Genomic DNA, 17,159 nt, shown 5'->3' on the forward strand with positions numbered 1-17,159 from the left:
GACTGACGACCCGTCTCGTTCAAATTTGAACGAGACGGGGTTAGTCTGTTTCCGTACGCGTTTCAACCACTGAGGAGCGCCCCCGTGACCCGCATACCGGCCCTGTACCTGAGCCACGGCGCACCCCCGCTGGCCGACGACCCGGTTTGGCCGGGCGAGCTCGCCGCCTGGTCCGCCGGTCTGCCGCGCCCCCGCGCGATCCTGATGGTCTCCGCCCACTGGGAGGAGGCCCCGCTCGCCCTCGGCGCCACCGAGCGCGTCCCGCTCGTGTACGACTTCTGGGGCTTCCCGGAGCACTACTACCGGGTCCGCTACGACGCACCCGGCGCCCCGGAGCTGGCCGCCTCGGTCCGCAAGCTGCTGCGCGCCCCCGGTACCCCCGTCCAGGACATCCCCGACCGCGGCCTGGACCACGGCGCGTACGTCCCCCTGGTGGAGATGTACCCGGAGGCCGACATCCCGGTCCTCCAGATCTCCCTGCCCACGCTGGACCCGGCCGGCCTGATGGACATCGGCCGCAAGCTCGCCCCGCTGCGCGACGAGGGCGTGCTGATCGTGGGCAGCGGCTTCTTCACCCACAACCTGGCGGCGCTGCGCCACACGGGCCCGGGCGTCCCCGGCTGGTCGGCGGAGTTCGACGCGTGGGGCGCCGAGGCCCTGGCCGCGTCCGACGTGGACGCCCTGCTGGACTTCGAGCACAAGTCCCCGGCGGGCCGCCTCGCCCACCCCCGCACGGAGCACTTCGCCCCGCTCTTCGTCACCCTCGGCGCGGCCGAATCCGACCTGGCCTCGGCGCGCACCCCGGTGGACGGCTTCTGGATGGGCCTCTCGAAGCGCTCCCTCCAGTTCGGCTAGGACCTGCGCAACGTGCCGGTGATCGCTTCGGTGATCACGAACCCCTTGGCCGGTCCTTCGGGAACGGTCACTGTCGAGCCGTACGGCATCCGCACTTCGGATTCGTACCGTGCGCGGTCGGGCGCGGGCTCCGACAGCACTCTGACGCTGCCCTGGCCGTCGTAGTCGTCGATGATCAGGTACACGGGGATCCCGGCCCTGGCGTACGCGCGCCGTTTGCGGTCGCGGTCCCGGTCGAGGCTGTCCTTGCCGGGTGACACCACCTCGGCGATCAGTTCCACCCCGCCTGCGTCGATCCCGAGGCCGTCCTCGGTGACGTGTTCTTCGGCGTCCTTCAGGGAGATGAACACGTCCGGGATCCATACCTTGCGTCGGTGGATGACGTTCATGTCCTGGTAGGCGGTGAAGTCGCTGTCGTCCAGGAACAGGCCGAGGGCATGGCGCAGCCGGTTCACGATCCGGCCGTGTGAGTAGTGCCCCGTGGGAGACACCTCGATGAACTCCTCGATGATCTCGGCGCGGTAGCCCTCGGGGAGTTCCATGGCCTTCCACGCCTGCCACAGGACCTCGTCCAGCTCCGACGGGGAAGTCGCGACCTTCGGCATTACGGCCTCCAGCGCCTCGTGGGCGAGAGCGGTCATGTGCAGCACCTCCTCAGAGTGTGGGCGTCGCTGGCAGGGCTGCACAAGCGACTCTCCGACGCTAGGGACGCGGGGGCGCATGCCGCAGGGATATGCCGGCCGCTCACTCGGACGGGTGGTGGCCCAGTCGCTTCTCGTACCAGCGGACGTCCCAGTACCGGTCGAACTTCCAGCCCGCCTCCGTGAACTCTCCGATCCGGCGGAAGCCGAAGCGCTCGTGCAAGCGCACCGAGGCTTCGTTCGGCAGGGCGATCCCGGCGAACACGCGGCGCACGGGCTCCTCGGCCAGGGCCGCGAAGAGCGCCTCGTAGAGGAGGGTGCCGATGCCCCGGCCGACCGCGTGCGGGGCGAGGTAGGCGCTCGCCTCCACCGAGGTGGCGTAGGCCGGTTTGGGGCGGAATGCACTACTCGTGGCGTATCCGGCCATTCGATCGCCTGTCCAAGCAACCAGAAGGCGGTGGGGCCCGTCTTCAGGGTGGGAGTGCAGCCAAGGGCGGCGCTGTTCCGGAGTGAAGACGGCCGTGTCGAACGTGACGGCGGTCTCACGGACGTAGTGGTTGTAGAGGTCCGTGAGGGGCGCCAGATCGGCCTCCGTTCCGGGCCTGACCTGCACCTCTTCGAGATCTTGCGACATCCGCTCCCCTCCCGTAGCGGGGCAGGATACTGCAAGATCTCGAAAAACAGGGAGCAGCGTGGGAATTCTGTCCCGATTCCAGTCGTTGTTTCCTTCGGAAGCGGGCACTCGGGAGAGTGTCCGTGACGCACCGGAGCGGTTGACAGCCGTCCCGGCGGCGTCCACCAGCCGCACCGCGACCGAACACTTCGCAAGGGAGCACGCATGGCAACCCGCGCCGTCGCCCGTCGTCAGTCCACGAGCAGCGCCCGCGCTGTGGGCGGGGAGATCGCAGACCGTGACCTGGTCGGCATGTATCTGGACGAGATCGCGCGCACCCCGCTGCTCGACGCCGCCAAAGAAGTGGAGCTCTCCCAGATCATCGAGGCGGGCGTCTACGCCCAGCAGATCCTCGACAGCACGATAGAACGTGACGGGGACGCCCCGGCCCGCGAGGAGCTGGAGGCGCTGGCCGCCGAGGGCGAGCGGGCCAAGGAAGTCTTCATCCGCTCGAACCTGCGCCTCGTCGTGGCCGTGGCCCGGCGCTATCCGCGCAGCGGCCTGCCCCTCCTCGACCTGATCCAGGAGGGCAACGCGGGCCTGGTCCGTGCGGTCGAAAAGTTCGACTACGCCAAGGGCTTCAAGTTCTCCACGTACGCCACGTGGTGGATCCGGCAGGCGATCACCCGGTCCATCGCGGACCAGTCCCGCACCATCCGCCTCCCCGTCCACCTCGTCGAGGAGCTCGGCCGGATCCGCCGCATCCAGCGGGAATTCAACCGGGAGAACGGCCGCGACCCGGAGCACGCCGAGATCGCCGCCGAGCTGGACTCCACGGAGAAGCGCGTGGGCGACGTACTGGACTGGGCGCGCGACCCGGTCAGCCTCAACATGGCGGTCGACGACGACGGCGACACCCAGTTCGGTGACCTCCTGGAGGACACCTCGGCGATCTCGCCCGAGCAGTCCGTGCTCTCCCTGCTGCGCAGCGAGGAGCTGGAGGACCTGCTGGGCAAGCTCGACAAGCGCACGGCGTCGATCATCAAGATGCGGTACGGCATCGACGACGGCCGCGAGCGGACGCTGACGGAGGTCGGCAAGCAGCACGGCCTGACCCGTGAGCGGATCCGCCAGATCGAGAAGCACGCGCTGCTGGAGCTGAAGCGGATGGCGCGTGACACCGGCTTCGACGCCGTGGCCTAGAGCGGCCGCCGCCAAGCCCCCCAGACGAGCCCCGGTGCCTATCCCCCCCAGGCGCCGGGGCTCTCTCCTGCCCCGCACAACCCAGCCCCTCCGGCGTCTCACAACCCAGCTCCTCCGGCGTTTGAGGAGCGGGGGTCTGGGGGCGGAGCCCCCGGGGGCCGGGGCGCAGCCCGGCTACGGCGAGCCCGCCGCCGACGTGAGCCGCGCGGCCATCGCACCGGCCGCATCCCGAAGCGCCGCAGGCCCCCGCACGGTGAACGGCAACCCCGTCAGGGCGAGCCGCGCCGCCGTCCACTCCGGCGCGTCCGCGCTCTCGAAGCTCACCGAGGTCCGCGTCCCCCCACCGGGCAGGGCCACCGCCCGCAGCCAGGCCGGCAGCTCCGCCGGGTCGGCCGCGAAGTCGACCTCGACCCGGTACGGCTGCTTCTCCCCGCCCCGCAGGCCCCGCCGGACGAACTCCTCGGCCTCCATCGGCAGGTCCCGCCGCGCGAACCGGGCCCCCGTCGCGAAGGCCTCGTCCACCCGGTCCACCCGGAAGGTCCGCCAGTCCTCCCGCTCCAGGTCGTAGGCGACCAGGTACCACCGGCTCCCGGTGCTCACCAGCCGGTACGGCTCCACCAGCCGCCGCGTCTCGGCCCCGTTCCCCGCCCGGTAGGCGAACCGCAGCCGCTCCGGGCCCGCCACCGCCGACGCCATCGTGGTCAGCGTCCGCGGGTCCACGCTCGCCCCGTCGCCCCGGGACAGCGCGATCGTGGCCGACTGGAGCGCGCTCACCCGGTGCCGCAGCCGTGAGGGCAGGACCTGCTCCAGCTTCGCGAGGGCCCGTACGGAGGCCTCCTCGACCCCCTCGATCGCATGCCCGGCCCCGGCCCGCAGCCCCACCGCGATCGCCACGGCTTCCTCGTCGTCCAGCAGCAGCGGGGGCATCGCCGCCCCCGCCACCAGCCGGTATCCGCCCTCGGCGCCGAGGGTGGCCTCCACCGGGTAGCCGAGGTCCCGCAGCCGCTCGATGTCGCGCCGGATGGTCCGCGCGCTCACCCGCAGCCGCTGGGCCAGCTCGCTCCCGGGCCATTCCCGCGGGGTCTGGAGGAGGGACAGCAAGGAGAGCAGCCGTGCGGGTGTGTCGGTCATGAATCCAGGCTGCCAGCGAAATAGGACACGGACTGACCTAGACGCCGTCTAAGTTTCTCCTCATGAGCACCGAGACGTCCAAGACAGCGCCCGAAAGAGAGAACGGGCCCGTACCAGAAGAGCGGAACGACGTAGCCCACGACGCACCCAGCCCGACCGCCGACCGCCGCCGCTGGCTGGCGCTCGCCATCGTGATGACCGCGGCCTTCATGGACCTGGTCGACGTCACGATCGTCAACATAGCCATCCGCACCATGCGCGAGGACTTCGGCGCCTCCACCAGCGCGATCCAGTGGATCACCGCGGGCTATGCCCTCGCCTTCGCGGCGGGCCTGATCACCGGCGGCCGTCTCGGTGACATCTACGGCCGCAAGCGCGTCTTCCTCATCGGCATCGCCGGGTTCACCGCCGCCTCGCTGCTCTGCGGCATCGCCGCCAACCCGGACGTGCTCGTCGTGGCCCGCCTCCTGCAGGGCGGTATGGCCGCCCTGATGGTGCCGCAGGTCCTGGCGATCATCCACGTCACCTTCCCGCCGCAGGAGCGCGGCAAGGTCTTCGGCATGTTCGGCGCGATCGTGGGCTTGGCGGCCGTCTCGGGCCCGCTGCTCGGCGCGCTGCTCATCGAGTGGGACCTCTTCGGTCTCGGATGGCGCCCGATCTTCCTGATCAACCTGCCCGTCGGCATCATGGGCGTGATCCTGGGCCGCAAGTTCATCGCCGAGTCCAAGGCCCCCAAGGCGCTGCGCCTGGACCTGGTCGGCGTCGTCCTCGCCACCCTCGCCCTGGTCCTGCTGATCTTCCCGCTGACCCACGGCCACGAGAACGACTGGCCGCTGTGGGGCTTCGTCTGCATGGGCGCGGCGCCCTTCGTCTTCGCCGCCTTCATCGCCTACGAGAAGTACAAGATCAAGAAGGACGGCTCCCCGCTCGTCGAGCTCTCCCTCTTCAAGGTCAAGAGCTTCGCCGGCGGTATCGCCGTCCAGCTGACCTTCGGCATCGCCACCGGCATCTTCTTCCTGGTGTGGACGATGTACATGCAGATGGGGCTCGGTTGGAGCGTGCTGCGCGCGGGTCTCACCGGCATCCCCTTCTCCATCGCGGTCTCGCTCGCCGCCGGCCTCTCGGTCGAGAAGCTCGTCCCCCGCTTCGGCCGCAAGGTGCTCCAGGCCGGTGCGCTGACCATGGCCGCCGGGCTGCTCCTCTACATCTGGGAGTCGCAGCACTACGGCATGGAGATCGCCTCCTGGCAGATGGCCGCCCCGCTGATCGTCATGGGCGTCGGCATGGGCCTGATCGTGGCCCCGCTGAACGACACCGTGCTCTCCGAGGTGCCGCGCGAGCACGCCGGGTCCGCCTCGGGCCTGATCAACACCACCGGCCAGATGGGCAACGCGCTGGGTCTCGCCCTGACCTCCGTCGTCTTCTTCGGCCTGATCGACGACGACATGGTCTTCGGTCCGTCGTACGTGGAGGCCTTCCGCGGCGCGCTCTGGTGGGTCGTGGCCGTACTCGTCGTGATCTTCGCGGTGATGTTCGTCCTGCCGCGCAGGGCGCTCCCGATGGAGGAGCGCGAGGGTGCCGCCGAGCACGCCGGCCGCACCCCGGAGAAGGTCCCGGCCGGCTGAGCCGGGCCCGAGGCACCACCGCACGGACATGTCCGCCCTCCCGGGCGGGCATGTCCGTTCTTCTTTGCTCCCCTCCGCCCCGCCCGCGGTCCCGCAGCGGGTGTCGGGGTCAGGACTTGGGCAGGGCCACGGTGTTGACGTAGGCGGTGCCGTTGGTCGAGAAGCCCTTCACGGCCTTCTCGACCTCCGCGGTCGGCACGGCCTTCTCCGCCTGGTAGTAGAGCCAGTCGACCCGCATGTCCCAGGTGCGCGGCCCCTGGAAGGGGAGGTCGACCAGCCAGGCGCTGAAGTGGATGTTCATGCGCTCGCGCGGGAAGTACTTGCTGTCGCTGGTGAACAGCTCCCGGCCGTCCATGGAGTAGGTGACCGATCCGTTCACGGCAGTGATCATCAGGATGTGCCAGCCTTCGAGCTTGTCCTTCTGGGCCTTGGTGACCCGGTCGTTGTTCGTGCTGTTGCGCCAGCTCGTGGTGTCGAGCTTGGGACCCGGCGCGCCCCATCCGCCGTTCGGCATGTACTCGTAGTCGAGCTCGCTGTACTGCGCGGACTTGTGGTCCGGCGAGATCGCGAAGAAGGACTCGTTGATGTGATCGCCGTTGCGTCCGCTCGTGGGCTTGTCGCTGAAGTAGACCCGGGCGGCGAGGGTCCCCGTGAAGAAGTACGGCTTGCTGGTCTGCAGTTCGGACTGCTGGGTGCCCTTCGCGGTCCCGTCGCTGGTGACCTGCAGCTGTAGCGACTGGCCCGCCTTGGCGGTCCCCTCGGCCGGGAAGCTGATGCCCGCGGTGGACCAGGTGTCCTTGATCCCCGGACCGCCCTGGCCGGTGCGGACCTGCCAGCCGTTGGAGGCGAGCGCGGGGTCGTCGGGGCCGGTGTAGGAGAAGTCGTCGAACATGACCCCCGCCGGCGGTGCGGCCGCGGCCGGTGCCGTCACGGAGAGCGGGCCCCCCTGCCCCGCCGCCGCGTCGCTGCCGCTCGGCTCGTCACCCCAGACGTGCTTGCCGCCGAGGTACGCCGCCACCCGCTTGGACGGGGCGTAGTGGGTGGACTTGGCGTCGAACGAGAGGTCGTTCGCCTGGTTCAGCTCCTTGTGGTCGAGGCGGAAGAGCTGGAGCCCGATCCCTTGACTGGTCTTGCCCGGCTCCAGGCTGCCGGCCGCCGCCGTGAAGCCGATCTGGAGGTAGTGGCCGGAGGTCGGGCCGGAACCGGTCAGCATGCCAATCTTGGCGGTGATGTTCGAGCAGCCGAGAGCCGACTGGACACAATTGGAACCGTAAGCGGAAGCATCATCCGCAGAGAAGTAGTACCTAAGAGTCACGTCGCTCAACGCCACGGTCTTCTTCGAATTGTTGATGACTTCCAACCACGGCTTGGCCGCAGCGCCCGTGGCCGGGGCGTCGGTCCGGTATCGGACCGTGAGGTCGGCGGACCCGTGAGCGGCAGGACCGGAACGCCATTTGGGATAGAGCACGAAGGCGCCACCGCCGACGGCCAGTGCGCCCACCAAGAGGAGAACTTTGAGCGCGTTCCAGCCTCGGCGGCGAGCTTTTCGGCTGGAACGGCTCACAGAAGCTCCTTGACGGGGTGGCATATTGAGCGCCATCGTAACCACGGCGCGTCAGAGCTCGGAAGCCGCGGATAGGGCCTTAATGGGGTCCGATTTCCTTCGGCGCCGGAACTGTGGCTCAATCGTCAATTGTTCGGGGGGATCGGCGACGGAGCCGATCTGGAAGTGTTCTTCATCACTGTGCGGCGGGGATTGCTGCACTCTTGGTGCCCACGTTGTCGGGTTTTGCCAGAGAGTAAAGGCCCCGCGGTGCGCCGCCGATGCCCGCCGCACGCCGCGACCGGGCCGACTGGCGCGGAGCGTTCGCATTGATGTGCAGTACTTTCTGCGTGTGCTTTCACTCGATCTCCATAGCGTGGAGATCGAGTGATGTTGACTTGGGTGGGGGAGATAAATCTTGTCGGGCACTGTTGCGCGCCGTGAGCGTGCCGATGCGTCGCGCCGTGGGCGCGGCGCTGCGTTACGCCGCGGGCGCGGTGATGCTGCGGCGCGTGCGTCGCGCAGTCGGCACCGGCGCGGCCGCGTCTCCCCCGAGGGGGTCGACAGCGCCGCTCTCTACGAGACCGTCGTCCTCGTTCCGGCCCGGAACGAGGAGGTCGGGGTGTTCACGTCCCTGCGGTCCCTGGCCGGCCAGAGCCGAACCCCCGACCTGATCATCGTGGTGGTCAACAACTCGACCGACCGGACCCTGGACTTCGCCCAGCAGTTCGCGGACGACGAGAACACGCCGCCGACGGTGGTCCTGAACCTGGACGACAACCCCCACAAGAAGGCGGGCGCCCTCAACCACGGTCTCCGCTGGCTCAGGGAGGCCGTCGGAGGCCGGCTCACCAACCAGGTGAAGCACGTCCTGGTCATGGATGCCGACACCGAGCTGCACCCGAAGTTCATCGAACGGGCCCGCAACGTCATCGCGTCCGACCCGGAGCTCGGCGGCGTCAGCGCCGCCTGCCTCGGCCGCACCGACCTGTGGCGCAACCCGTGGCAGCGGTACCTCCTCGGCATGCAGATCATCGAGTACGGCCGCGCCGCCAACACCCGGTTCCGCAGGGACGTCCACACCATGTCGGGCGCCGGCTCCTTCTACCGGGCGGAGGCCCTGCAGGGACTGCTCGACTGGCGGGGCGAGGTCTTCTGGGAGGACCACTCCAACCTGGTCGAGGACTACGAGACCACCCTGGCCCTCAAGGAATCGGGTTGGAAGGTCACGGCCAACCAGCTCTGCATCGCGTACACCGACCTGATGCCCACGCTGCGCGAGCTGATCCAGCAACGCGAGAGGTGGAGCCGAGGAACGGTCGACGCTTTGCGCGCCCGTGGCTGGACGAAGTTCACCTGGCATTCCATCAGCACCCTGATCCTGGGGCTGCTCGGCGCGGCTTACATCCTCGGTTGGGGAACGACGCAGCTGGTGGCGGCGGCGAAGCACGGCTTCTCGACGCAGCCGATCCTCCTGCTGCTCTTCGCTTTCTGGATCGTCTATCCCGCACTCCGCGTACGGAATATGGGCTGGAAGGCGATGCTCGTCGAGGCGCTGCTGCTCCCCGAGCTGGTGTTCACATTGGTACGGACCTATTGGCTCGTGTCCTCCATCATCAAGTCGTACGTGACCCGCGTGTCCGCGTGGAAATGATTCAAGGAGAGCAATGAATTCCCTCAAGGGCTTGGGGGTCTGCGCGGTGCTTGGGGCCCTCGCCTTCGCGCTGACCAAAGTGGAGGACATGGATCAGCTGATTCTCGGCGCCAGCATCGGGATCGTCACCCTGACGCTGATCGGCTACATGGCATCCATTCGGCGCAGCCGCAGGGACCGCCGCATTGCCCGTGGGTCGTCCACGCGGGGTTGAATCATTCCCTCCGGTTTTTGGAACGGTCCGTCGAATTCCCCGGCGGGCCGTTTCGCGCGTCCGGACACTCGCTCCGTCCGGCCCGCCTCAGCGCACGCGGGCGCGCAGTTCCATCGCTCCGCGCGCGGTCGCCTCGCTCTCGTACACCTCGCACATGTGCCGCCCGTCGGGCGTCGCCGTGTGCTCGACCTCCCACAGGCTGATCTCGGTCCCGTCCAACAGGACGAAGGCGTGCTCGTACAGGCTGAAGCCCGCTCCCCGCCCGTCCGCGAGGCACTGCCGCGCGCCGAACGCCTGCGTGATCTGGTGCGCGTACGCCGACCGCAGCAGCGTCGCCACCCGCTCGCCCGGCCGGTCGACGTTCTCCGCGCGCCGCAGCACCCGCCGGGCGTGGTCCGCGGAGTCCTCCACCGCGTACTCCCGGTGCCGCCGCACCGGGGCCGGGGTCGCGTACAGCGCGCTCAGCAGCGCCATGCCGCCCTCCGGCTCGTCCTCGCCCGGCACCAGCACCGGATCGGGGGACGCCCCGGCCGACGCCTCGCCGAACAGCCGGGTCACGGCCAGGCAGGTCTCCGCCTTGCTCGCGAAGACCTCGTGCCGGACGGTCCGGTCGCCCTCCAGCCGGTAGGCCAGCTCCCACAGCGAGACCGAACCGCCGTCGGTCAGCAGATAGGTGTGCCGGTGGGTCTCCCGCCAGATGCCCGCCTCCGGGCTGTGGTGGGTGGTGTAGAGCGAAGAGCTGTGGGCGAGCGCCGTACCGAGGCGCTCGACGAGCCTGTCCGGCAGGTCGAAGGAGTTGAGGGCGCGGCCGAGGAGTCGTTCGAGGTGCGCCTCGGTTGTCTCGTACGGATCGCTCAAGGTGGGTCTCCAGGCCGTCGCAGCTTGTCACTTCGCGGAAGCTCAACGTAACCCCTGGTTCTGACATCACGTCCGGGGTTCGGTAAAACGTCCGGGAAGCATCGGAGGTTCCCGCCACACCTTCAGGTCAACTTGCGTACGGATGCGCATGGTTGGGCACGGTCTGGGGCGAAGCGCGGGACTATGGGCCACATGGCAACGAATACAGTGGGCCTTCCGCGTCAGCAGGTACGGCCCCGCAGCGGACACGAGGGCGAACAGAACGCAGCGCCGAGGGGGTTGGCCTGGCTGCTGGCCGTCACCGGGGCGGCCGGGCTGCTGGCCTCGTGGGTGATCACCCTCGACAAGTTCCTCCTGCTGGAGGACCCGGACTTCAAGCCCGCGTGCAGTCTCAACCCGGTCGTCTCCTGCGGCAGCGTGATGGCGAGCGAGCAGGCGGCGGCCTTCGGCTTCCCCAATCCGATGCTGGGGCTCGTCGCGTACGCCGTCGTGGTCTGCGTCGGCGCGGGCCTGCTGGCCGGTGCCCGCTACCGCGGCTGGTTCTGGCTCGGACTGAACGCCGGCACGCTCGTCGGCGTCGGCTTCTGCAGCTGGTTGATGGTCCAGTCGCTCTACGAGATCAACGCGCTCTGCCTGTGGTGCTGCCTGGCCTGGGTCGCGACCCTGCTGATGTTCTGGGCGGTCACCGCGCACAACGTCCGTACGCGCGCCCTGCCCGCCCCCGGCCCGCTGCGGGTCTTCTTCGCCGAATTCGGCTGGGCCCCGCCGGCCCTGCACATCGGAGTGATCGGCATGCTGGTCCTCACCCGCTGGTGGGACTTCTGGACCGGCTGACCGCCGGGGGCGGAACGCGAAGAGGGCCCCGGCGGCTGGACGCCGCCGGGGCCCTCGTCATTCACTCCACAGGCTCAGCGGCCCGCGATCACCCGAAGGGCGGAGGAGCTGGAAATCAGCTGCCGCTCGAGACGTTGCCCGAGAGGACCGGGATGTTGTCCAGGATGTGCGAGAGCGGCTCGTCACCCTTGGCCTGGGTGGAGTTCTCGGTGCACTGCTGGTTCTGCGGGTTGGACAGGACGTTGATGTCCTGGACGCCGATGTTGAGCGCGGCGATCAGCGACTGGGCGTTGACCTTCGCCGGCAGGCCGATGCAGGGCTTGTTGAGGGTGCCCTGGACCAGGCTGAGCTGCGGGCTCATGTCGCCGTGGGTCTTCTGGTTGCCGTAGATCTGCTGGGCACCGTTGCCGTTGACGGTGTTGACCCCGTTGTCGTTGCCGATGGCCATGGCCGGGGCCGCGGCAGCAGCGCCCGCGCCGATCGCAACGGCGGAGACCGCGGCGGCGGTCATGAACTTCTTGAACATCTTGTTCCTTCTGTCGCACGAGTGCCCGCTGATGGAGCGCCCTGGTCAACTGCCCGACCAGGTGGTTGGTTCCGCGGCTTCACTCAAACGGCCTGCGCGTGTCGAGGATTTCCCCGGCCCGGGTGAGTGGCCTCCGGACGCCTGCGCGAAGCCCGTACGCAGCCAGCATCGTCCGGGACTCCGGTTGCGCTCCGTGCGGGGCGTTCGCACGGTGGGTGAGTAAGCGGACTGTTTCAGTCCGCTTTCGTGTCCCCACCGCGTAAGGAACATCCATGCACCGCACGAAGCCGTCCCGCGCCCGCCTCCTCGTCCCGTCGGCCCTCGCCGTCGTCATACTGTCCGGCGCGGCTGCCCCGGCGGGCGCCGCGGAGGGCGACGGCTCTGCGGCCGTGAGCGGTCGAGTCGCCTCCGTCCAGCGCCAGGTCAAGAAGATCGAGCAGCGCGCCAAGGCCGGTCCGATCGACGACCTCCTGGCGGGGCTCAGCAAGACGCTGCAGGACCTCCTCGCCTCCGTCGGGGGTCTGCTGCCCGGCGGGGTGACGCTGCCGCCGATCGAGCTGCCGAAGCTGCCGGAGATCAAACTCCCCGAGCTTCCCGACCTGTCGGGCCTCATCCCCGAGCTGCCGCCGGTGGAAGTGCCGCCGGTCGAGGGGCTGGTGCCGGAACTGCCCGCGGTCCCCGAGGTTCCGACGGTTCCCGAGCTTCCCGTGACCCCGACGGTGCCCGAGGTCCCCGTGACCCCGACGGTCCCCGAGGTCCCGGCCCTTCCTGCCGTCCCGTAGGAGCGGTTGCGGACCGAACCCGGGTGATGGTTACGACAATTGAGCCGAACAGGTCTCATCGTGCGCGTGGCCGTGTCGTCTGGGAAGCTGGACCGTTTCGCTCGGTGTGAGCCCCGGTTCGGGGCAGAACGTCGAACAGAAGGTGCACTTCCCATGAACTCTGCCAAGAAGGCCGCCCTGGTCCTGGCCACCGCTGGTCTCGCTGCGGCCGGTGCCGCCGGCTCCGCCGCCGCCGACTCGTCGGCCGAGGGTGCGGCCGTGGGTTCCCCCGGCGTCCTCTCCGGCAACCTGGCCCAGGTGCCGGTGCACGTTCCGGTCAACGTCTGCGGCAACAGCGTGAACATCGTCGGCCTGCTGAACCCCGCGTTCGGCAACGTCTGCGTCAACAACTGACGTCGGCCGAACAACCGACTGTGGGCGCCCCGGCCTCGCCGGTGGCGCCCACAGTCGTGTCGGCGGGTGTTCAGCCGGGACGGTTCACTGACCGCCGTTGAGCTTCACGCCGCCGAGCATGGGGGACGCCTGGGTGGCGCCGTTCGCGAGGCCGAGCACGGTGCCGGGCACGTCGTTGCGGACCTTGTTCACCTTCTGGGCGGTACCCACGACCTTGTTGAGGGTGTCTCCCTGTTCCGCCAGCCCGTTGCCCACGGTCTGCGGCAGCGACTCGGAGACGGGCCCGACGGAGTTCAGCGTCTCGGTCACCCCGCCGGTCAGGCTCATGGGGGGCATCGCGGCCGTGGTCTCGGCGGCGAAGGCGGTGGTGGAGGCGCCGAGCGCGGCGACGGAGCCGACGACGACAGCGGCGACCTTCGTGAGCTTCATTATCGAAATCCTCTTCTTTCGTGGACAGAGGCGTCAGTGGCCACTTTCGCCCTGAGTAACGATTCCCCGCCGCTGCGGAAACGCGAACGCGCACGCGGTTAAAGGCGCGGGGGGGCATGACAGCGACCGGAGAATCCGACGAGGATTCTCCGGTCGCTACTTATTCTCATTACCGGTAATACCGGTATTACCGGTCAGGAGACGCGCGACCGCCGGTACAGAATCGCGCCGCCCAGGATCAGGGCGCTGGCCAGAGCCGCCGCGGCCGCGGGCTGGCCCGCGCCCGTCTCGGCCAGCACGGGCCCGGTCACGTGCGCCGGAGCGGGGGCCGGCGGCTGTACGGGCGCGGGCCCGGGGGCGGGGGCGGGGGTCGGCTGGGCCGTCACCGGGGGGAGGGCGACCGGGGCGTCACCGCCGGGGGCGGCCGGCGGCTGGTCCGCGGGCGGTACGACCGCGGGCGCGGGGGCCGGAGCCGGGTGCTCCACGGGCAGGCTGCCGTGCGGCGGCCCGGGCGCGGGCCCCTCCTCCATCACGGGAGGCGGTCCGGGCGCGGGGGCCGGCAGCGTGTGCGGAGCCTCCTCGCCCGGTGCCGGTGCCGGTGCCGGTGCGGGAAGCGTGTGCGGGGCCTCCTCGACCGGGGGCTGCGGCGCGGGGGGTGCCGGCGGCGCCTCGGGCGGTGGCGCGGGCGCCTCCTGGGCCGGTTGCGGGGTGGGCAGCGGGGCCGGGTGCTCCTCCACCGGTTCCGGCTTGGGGTGGGGCCGCTCGGGCGCGGGGGGAGCGTGGTGCGCCGGCGGGGGCGGCGGCGTCGACTCGGGGTGGTCGTCGCACTCTTCCTTGCCCCGCTGCCCATCGGGGCCGTAGCCGCCTTCGTGGCGCGGCTCCTCCTGGCGCGGCTTCGCGTGCCGCGGCCCGTCCTGCCGGGGCTGCTCGTGCCGGGTCTGCGCCTGCGGGGTCCGTTCCTGCCCGGCTTGCTCGTGCCCGCCCGCGTGGCGCGGCGACCCGTGGCGCTGCTCCGGCACCGCGTGCCGGCCCTCGCGCTCGTCGAGGTAGCGCTCGAAGGCCCGGGCGTGCTCGGGGCTGAGGTAGCGCCCGTAGTCGTGGCCGGTGTCCGCGTGCGAACCGGTGTCGGTGACGCACGTGTTCCCCATCGCAGGGTTGAGCGCCGCACCGCCGTCCACGCTGTTGCCGCACACGTTCGGTGCGAAGGTGATCGGTACCGAGACGCTGTTGCCGGCCAGCACGCCCGGCGAATGCGAGGCCTCGGCGCTCGCCCCGTGGTGCGCGTAGGCCGCGCCGGTAGCGATCGACAACAGACTCGACGCGGCTGCCGCCGTGAGCATCCCCTTGCCCAGTACCTGTCGGCTCAGTACCTGTCGCATGGGTCCTTCCCTGTCTACCGGCGCCACGGCCGGTGTGGAATCGGAGGCGGCCCCGGAGTGCACCGCCGTGCACTCCGAGGCCACACCGAGGAGGCTTGCCCTTGCGGGCACAAGCGCTTCGTCAGGCGTTGACGCAGGTGTTGCCGAACGCCGGGTTCAGCAGCGCGATGATGTTCACGGTGTTGCCGCAGACGTTGACCGGGACGTGCACCGGCACCTGGAGCAGGTTGCCGGACAGGACGCCGGGGGACCCGACGGCCTGTCCGCCGGCGGCCGCGTCGGCCATGGCGGGGGAGGCGGCACCGGCGAGCATGAGGGCGCCGGCGGCCAGCACCACTGCCTTCTTGTACGTCATTTTGATTTCTTTCCTTCCCGCAGGGGCGTGTCCACTGCAGAATTAACAACGAGCGGTTCGAGAAAAAGAAACCGCGCATTTTCGGCGGCCGGTCGGTAATTCACCCCGATGCTCGACCCGAAGTGCTGGTCGAATTCCCGGTGCCGGTGGATTCATATCGAAAATTCCGGGGCCGGGGGCGTCCCGGCTCCATATGCGGCGAGGCCGCCGCGACCCGGTGGGTGCGACGGCCTCGCTGGCGCGGGCCTCGGTCAGCTGCCGTTCGAGACGTTGCCGGAGAGGACCGGGATGTTGTCCAGGATGTGCGACAGGGCCTCGTCGCCCTTGGCCTGGGTGGAGTTCTCGGTGCACTGCTGGTTCTGCGGGCTGGACAGGACGGGGATGTCCTGGACACCGACGTTGATCAGGGCCAGCACGGACTGCACGTTGGCCTTCGCGGGCAGGGCGATGCAGGGCTTGTTGAAGGAGCCCTGGATGAGCGCCATCTGCGGGCTCATGTTGCCGTAGGTGGCCTGGTTGCCGTAGATCTGCGCGGCACCGTTGCCCTGGACGGTGTTGACGCCGTTGTCGTTCCCGATCGCCATCGCCTGCGGGGCCATGGCGGCGCCGATGCCCACGACCGAGGCGGCAACCGCGGCCGAGGCCATCATCTTCTTGATCATTGTCGTCCCTTTTTTCAGGATTGCCCGGTAGTGGAGCACCCGGATCAACGCCGCGGCCCCGGTTCGGGTTGCGTGGCTTCACCCGGATGCAGGCGTTTCGGGCGGTGCGGTTGACGGTCGGGCGCCGATGCGGGCGGTGTCGAACCGGGGGTTCGGCGGGGCGACCGCGTGCGCCGTGGGGCAGCAGGCGTTCACCGGCCCATTTCCTTTCGGTTCGAACGATGGTGCAACTCATAACGACCCGCCGGTTGCGAGGGTGCGTGCTATCGCCCAAAAGGCCGTACGAGCGAGTCCGGCGTGATTTCCCGCCCGATTTCTGCCAAAGTTCACTCCTGTTTTGGCCCCCTGATCGAAAATGGAGACAGGGTCATGGGTTCCTCCCGCAGAATCCTCGGCACGCTCGGTCTGCTGTCCTGCCTCACCCTTTCCGTGAACACCCAGATGGCGGGGGCGGCGGCTCCTGCTCCGAAGGAGTTGCCCCGGGTTCCGTTCACCCAGCGTTACCAGGCCGTGCAGCACGGCGGGCTGGTGCGCGCCTCCAACTCCGGCATCAGCTGTCGCAAGGAGGAGTCCCCGCAGGCCGAGCCGTGCGCCGCGGTCAAGAAGGGCGCGGCGGGGGTCAACGGCGACTTCGAGATGTTCTACAGCGAGGTCGACGAGGATCCGGACACCTACAACTCCACCCGGGCCGAGCTCAAGGTCCCGCAGGGCGCGAAGGTCTCGTACGCCCGTCTCTACTGGGGCGGGAACCTGCGGGTGGGCGAGCAGAAGCCGCCGCGGGACAACGGCAGGGTGTTGGTCGCCGAGCCCGGCGGCGCGTACAAGGAGGTCCTCGCCGACACGGTGATGGGCCACCGCACGGACGCGGGCAGCGATGCCTACCAAGCCTCCGCCGACGTGACCCCGCTGGTCCGCAACGGCGGCGCCGGCCTGTGGACGGTGGCCCAGCTCAACATCGCGATGGGGCACTCCGAGGTGGGGGCCTGGGGCGGCTGGACCCTGGTCGTCGCCTACGAGCACCCGAAGGAGCCGGTGCGTCGGATCTCGCTGTGGGACGGCTTCGAGTCGATCGCAGCCCGTGCCGGTGACGCGGTCGTCGAGGTCGAGGGCCTGGACGCGCCGGCCGGCTCCACGGGCCGGGTCGGGGTGGTCGGGTACGACGGGGACCGGGGCACCCTCGGGGATTCACTCAACGTGACGGCCGACAGCGGTCGCCGGGTGAACCTCAGTAATGAAGAAAATCCTTCTAATGATGTTATGAATTCCACGATCACGGAATTCGGAAATCAGTCGTTCGTGCGACAGCCCGAACATATGAATAATCTCGGATATGACGCGGACGTGTTCGACCTGAGTCCCGCCCTGTCCGGTGGTGCCCGCAGTCTGAGCTTCAGGTTCACGGGTGAAAGTCAGGGTCATTTCCTCGGTGTGCTCTTCGTTCAGACAGACGCGCGCCGCTGAA

Annotated in this window: 19 protein-coding genes; 9 read left to right on the forward strand and 10 right to left on the reverse strand. The window is 69.5% G+C overall.

The window, feature by feature from the left end; translation table 11 throughout:
• Positions 1 to 93: 93 nt before the first annotated feature.
• Entirely contained in the window at positions 94 to 855 is a 762-nt protein-coding gene (locus tag OG386_RS25605) for a dioxygenase family protein (RefSeq protein WP_328793352.1), read from the forward strand.
• On the opposite strand, the gene OG386_RS25610 is transcribed toward OG386_RS25605, so the two are convergent.
• Positions 852 to 1,496: a Uma2 family endonuclease gene (locus OG386_RS25610; RefSeq protein ID WP_328790066.1), complete on the reverse strand. Its 645-nt coding sequence runs from the start codon at positions 1,494 to 1,496 to the stop codon at positions 852 to 854. The two genes, OG386_RS25605 and OG386_RS25610, sit on opposite strands and share 4 nt — an antisense overlap.
• Positions 1,497 to 1,599: 103 nt before the next feature.
• Positions 1,600 to 2,130, reverse strand: coding sequence for a GNAT family N-acetyltransferase (locus OG386_RS25615; RefSeq protein ID WP_328790067.1), 531 nt, complete (start codon positions 2,128 to 2,130; stop codon positions 1,600 to 1,602).
• Between the two features lie 204 nt (positions 2,131 to 2,334).
• Between OG386_RS25615 and OG386_RS25620 the strand changes: the two genes are divergently transcribed.
• The gene (locus OG386_RS25620) at positions 2,335 to 3,312 is read left to right on the forward strand and encodes a sigma-70 family RNA polymerase sigma factor (RefSeq protein ID WP_266595516.1); all 978 of its coding nucleotides are present in this window, start codon (positions 2,335 to 2,337) and stop codon (positions 3,310 to 3,312) included.
• 174 nt (positions 3,313 to 3,486) lie between these two features.
• On the opposite strand, the gene OG386_RS25625 is transcribed toward OG386_RS25620, so the two are convergent.
• Positions 3,487 to 4,443, reverse strand: a complete 957-nt coding sequence (locus OG386_RS25625; protein ID WP_328790068.1) for a helix-turn-helix transcriptional regulator — start codon at positions 4,441 to 4,443, stop codon at positions 3,487 to 3,489.
• Between the two features lie 62 nt (positions 4,444 to 4,505).
• Here OG386_RS25625 and OG386_RS25630 point away from each other — a divergent pair, with 62 nt between their 5' ends.
• Entirely contained in the window at positions 4,506 to 6,068 is a 1,563-nt protein-coding gene (locus tag OG386_RS25630; protein WP_328790069.1) for an MFS transporter, read from the forward strand.
• A gap of 109 nt (positions 6,069 to 6,177) precedes the next feature.
• Here OG386_RS25630 and OG386_RS25635 read toward each other — a convergent pair whose 3' ends face one another.
• Entirely contained in the window at positions 6,178 to 7,668 is a 1,491-nt protein-coding gene (locus tag OG386_RS25635) for a cellulose binding domain-containing protein (RefSeq protein ID WP_328790070.1), read from the reverse strand.
• A gap of 361 nt (positions 7,669 to 8,029) precedes the next feature.
• Here OG386_RS25635 and OG386_RS25640 point away from each other — a divergent pair, with 361 nt between their 5' ends.
• Both OG386_RS25640 and OG386_RS25645 read left to right on the forward strand, forming a co-directional pair.
• Positions 8,030 to 9,265, forward strand: coding sequence for a glycosyltransferase family 2 protein (locus tag OG386_RS25640; RefSeq protein ID WP_328790071.1), 1,236 nt, complete (start codon positions 8,030 to 8,032; stop codon positions 9,263 to 9,265).
• A 13-nt stretch (positions 9,266 to 9,278) separates the two neighbouring features.
• Positions 9,279 to 9,479, forward strand: coding sequence for a hypothetical protein (locus OG386_RS25645; protein WP_328790072.1), 201 nt, complete (start codon positions 9,279 to 9,281; stop codon positions 9,477 to 9,479).
• A gap of 87 nt (positions 9,480 to 9,566) precedes the next feature.
• On the opposite strand, the gene OG386_RS25650 is transcribed toward OG386_RS25645, so the two are convergent.
• Positions 9,567 to 10,337, reverse strand: coding sequence for a DUF6227 family protein (locus OG386_RS25650; RefSeq protein ID WP_328790073.1), 771 nt, complete (start codon positions 10,335 to 10,337; stop codon positions 9,567 to 9,569).
• A gap of 192 nt (positions 10,338 to 10,529) precedes the next feature.
• Between OG386_RS25650 and OG386_RS25655 the strand changes: the two genes are divergently transcribed.
• Complete coding sequence (locus OG386_RS25655; protein ID WP_328790074.1) at positions 10,530 to 11,171, forward strand: vitamin K epoxide reductase family protein; 642 nt, start codon at positions 10,530 to 10,532, stop codon at positions 11,169 to 11,171.
• Positions 11,172 to 11,286: 115 nt separating this feature from the next.
• Here OG386_RS25655 and OG386_RS25660 read toward each other — a convergent pair whose 3' ends face one another.
• Positions 11,287 to 11,697, reverse strand: a complete 411-nt coding sequence (locus tag OG386_RS25660; RefSeq protein ID WP_327384842.1) for a rodlin — start codon at positions 11,695 to 11,697, stop codon at positions 11,287 to 11,289.
• Between the two features lie 272 nt (positions 11,698 to 11,969).
• Here OG386_RS25660 and OG386_RS25665 point away from each other — a divergent pair, with 272 nt between their 5' ends.
• On the forward strand, positions 11,970 to 12,479 hold the full coding sequence (locus OG386_RS25665) for a hypothetical protein (protein WP_328790075.1): 510 nt from the start codon (positions 11,970 to 11,972) through the stop codon (positions 12,477 to 12,479).
• 153 nt (positions 12,480 to 12,632) lie between these two features.
• Positions 12,633 to 12,872: a chaplin gene (locus tag OG386_RS25670; protein WP_266595530.1), complete on the forward strand. Its 240-nt coding sequence runs from the start codon at positions 12,633 to 12,635 to the stop codon at positions 12,870 to 12,872.
• A gap of 84 nt (positions 12,873 to 12,956) precedes the next feature.
• On the opposite strand, the gene OG386_RS25675 is transcribed toward OG386_RS25670, so the two are convergent.
• The 4 genes from OG386_RS25675 to OG386_RS25690 form a co-directional block, all read right to left on the reverse strand.
• Positions 12,957 to 13,301 (reverse strand): hypothetical protein, encoded by a 345-nt coding sequence (locus OG386_RS25675; RefSeq protein ID WP_327384844.1) that lies wholly within the window; start codon positions 13,299 to 13,301, stop codon positions 12,957 to 12,959.
• 194 nt (positions 13,302 to 13,495) lie between these two features.
• Positions 13,496 to 14,680 carry a chaplin gene (locus OG386_RS25680; protein ID WP_328790076.1) on the reverse strand — a complete coding sequence of 395 codons (1,185 nt, stop codon included), beginning with the start codon at positions 14,678 to 14,680 and terminating at the stop codon, positions 13,496 to 13,498.
• A gap of 121 nt (positions 14,681 to 14,801) precedes the next feature.
• Entirely contained in the window at positions 14,802 to 15,035 is a 234-nt protein-coding gene (locus OG386_RS25685) for a chaplin (RefSeq protein WP_327384846.1), read from the reverse strand.
• A 251-nt stretch (positions 15,036 to 15,286) separates the two neighbouring features.
• Positions 15,287 to 15,697 carry a rodlin gene (locus tag OG386_RS25690; protein WP_030011310.1) on the reverse strand — a complete coding sequence of 137 codons (411 nt, stop codon included), beginning with the start codon at positions 15,695 to 15,697 and terminating at the stop codon, positions 15,287 to 15,289.
• A gap of 369 nt (positions 15,698 to 16,066) precedes the next feature.
• Here OG386_RS25690 and OG386_RS25695 point away from each other — a divergent pair, with 369 nt between their 5' ends.
• On the forward strand, positions 16,067 to 17,158 hold the full coding sequence (locus tag OG386_RS25695; RefSeq protein WP_405787548.1) for a DUF3344 domain-containing protein: 1,092 nt from the start codon (positions 16,067 to 16,069) through the stop codon (positions 17,156 to 17,158).
• Position 17,159: the final 1 nt, after the last annotated feature.

This window comes from Streptomyces sp. NBC_00273 (assembly GCF_036178145.1).
In the GTDB taxonomy this organism is placed as follows: domain Bacteria; phylum Actinomycetota; class Actinomycetes; order Streptomycetales; family Streptomycetaceae; genus Streptomyces.

Coding starts and splice junctions, on each gene's coding strand:
- OG386_RS25610 (WP_328790066.1), bottom strand. CDS start 1,496: ATGACCGCTCTCGCCCACGAGGCGCTGGAGGCCGTAATGCCGAAGGTC.
- OG386_RS25615 (WP_328790067.1), bottom strand. CDS start 2,130: ATGTCGCAAGATCTCGAAGAGGTGCAGGTCAGGCCCGGAACGGAGGCC.
- OG386_RS25620 (WP_266595516.1), top strand. CDS start 2,335: ATGGCAACCCGCGCCGTCGCCCGTCGTCAGTCCACGAGCAGCGCCCGC.
- OG386_RS25625 (WP_328790068.1), bottom strand. CDS start 4,443: ATGACCGACACACCCGCACGGCTGCTCTCCTTGCTGTCCCTCCTCCAG.
- OG386_RS25630 (WP_328790069.1), top strand. CDS start 4,506: ATGAGCACCGAGACGTCCAAGACAGCGCCCGAAAGAGAGAACGGGCCC.
- OG386_RS25635 (WP_328790070.1), bottom strand. CDS start 7,668: ATGGCGCTCAATATGCCACCCCGTCAAGGAGCTTCTGTGAGCCGTTCC.
- OG386_RS25645 (WP_328790072.1), top strand. CDS start 9,279: ATGAATTCCCTCAAGGGCTTGGGGGTCTGCGCGGTGCTTGGGGCCCTC.
- OG386_RS25655 (WP_328790074.1), top strand. CDS start 10,530: ATGGCAACGAATACAGTGGGCCTTCCGCGTCAGCAGGTACGGCCCCGC.
- OG386_RS25660 (WP_327384842.1), bottom strand. CDS start 11,697: ATGTTCAAGAAGTTCATGACCGCCGCCGCGGTCTCCGCCGTTGCGATC.
- OG386_RS25665 (WP_328790075.1), top strand. CDS start 11,970: ATGCACCGCACGAAGCCGTCCCGCGCCCGCCTCCTCGTCCCGTCGGCC.
- OG386_RS25670 (WP_266595530.1), top strand. CDS start 12,633: ATGAACTCTGCCAAGAAGGCCGCCCTGGTCCTGGCCACCGCTGGTCTC.
- OG386_RS25675 (WP_327384844.1), bottom strand. CDS start 13,301: ATGAAGCTCACGAAGGTCGCCGCTGTCGTCGTCGGCTCCGTCGCCGCG.
- OG386_RS25680 (WP_328790076.1), bottom strand. CDS start 14,680: ATGCGACAGGTACTGAGCCGACAGGTACTGGGCAAGGGGATGCTCACG.
- OG386_RS25685 (WP_327384846.1), bottom strand. CDS start 15,035: ATGACGTACAAGAAGGCAGTGGTGCTGGCCGCCGGCGCCCTCATGCTC.
- OG386_RS25690 (WP_030011310.1), bottom strand. CDS start 15,697: ATGATCAAGAAGATGATGGCCTCGGCCGCGGTTGCCGCCTCGGTCGTG.
- OG386_RS25695 (WP_405787548.1), top strand. CDS start 16,067: ATGGGTTCCTCCCGCAGAATCCTCGGCACGCTCGGTCTGCTGTCCTGC.